Origin of the sequence: Streptomyces sp. NPDC056224 (assembly GCF_042267665.1) — a bacterium.
Classification (GTDB): Bacteria; Actinomycetota; Actinomycetes; order Streptomycetales; family Streptomycetaceae; genus Streptomyces.
On sequence record NZ_JBHJTK010000118.1, the window covers coordinates 1 to 1,125 of the forward strand.

The window sequence follows — 1,125 nt, forward strand, 5'->3', positions numbered from 1 at the left end:
CCGTTGCTTCGAGTCTCAGCGACTCTCAGTATTCCGGGCGTTTCCGTCCGGAAGGTTCGTGACGGTGTCACCAGAGCGCGAGTTGCTCGCGCCTGGTGTCCTGTCGACGATCTCTCGTTTCCGTCCCCTGGTGGGGTGTTGCGCCAGCTGCCCGCGTGCCCGTCCCCTTGCGGGTTCGGGCGGTGCGGGTCTTCTGCTTGGCTCCACGAGGCTTCGGCACCACCACCAGGGCGGGGCCCGGGTCTCCGGCCACTCCGGTACCCGTTTTACGGTTGGCCGCCGCGAGGGCGGTCAGGTTGTGGCCTGCGTTCGCGTCCCGGTCCAGGACGAGTCCGCAGGCGTCGCACTCGAAGACACGCACGCCGAGGGGCAGCTTGGCTTTCACCACACCGCAGCGGGAGCAGGTCTTCGAGGAGGGCATCCAGCGGTCGGCGACGATCAGACGTCCACCGTGGCGCTGGGTCTTGTAGGTGAGCTGGCGCCGCAGTTCCCCGAACGCCGCGTCGGAGATACGGCGGGACAGACGCCGGTTGCGGACCATGCCTTTCACGTTGAGGTCCTCGACCACGACGGTGCCGTACTCGGCGGGGATACGCGCGGTGGCCTGGTGGAGATGGTTCTCCCGCAGGTTCGCCACCCGGTGGTGCACGCGGTTACGGACCGCGTTGGCCTTCTCCCAGCGACGGGACGGGGCCTGTCCGGTGCGCCGGTCCGGGCCGCGTCGGCGGGAGACGGTCCGGGAGGCCTTCCGGAGCTGCGTGAGTGCCTGGTCGTAGTGCTTGGGGTTCGCGACCTCGCGGACCTCGCCGGCCGAGTCCGCCATGACGAGGAGAGTCTTCACGCCGAGGTCGATCCCAACCGCCGTGCCAGGCCGGTTGGCAGGGGCGATGGTTTGACGTTCCTCGGTCTGTAGGACCGCGAACCAGCGGCCCCGCTCGAACCGCACCGTCACCGACAGAATCCGCGTCCCGCCTTCGGCGATCGCGTCCACGAGGGGCTGGACGTCCTCGTGGAGGCGGATCCGGCCGAGGCGGGGCAGGACGATATGCCGCCGGTCATCGAGGCGGATGGTGCCGGTGGTGAACTTGCACGCCAGGCGAGCCTTCCGCTTCGACTTGAAACGGG

Annotated in this window: 1 protein-coding gene; it reads right to left on the reverse strand. The window is 69.1% G+C overall.

The features are described 5' to 3' along the window. Positions 1-67: 67 nt before the first annotated feature. The coding region (locus tag ACFCZ1_RS38570; protein WP_376682920.1) for an RNA-guided endonuclease TnpB family protein at positions 68-1,125 on the reverse strand (1,058 nt) is incomplete at its 5' end.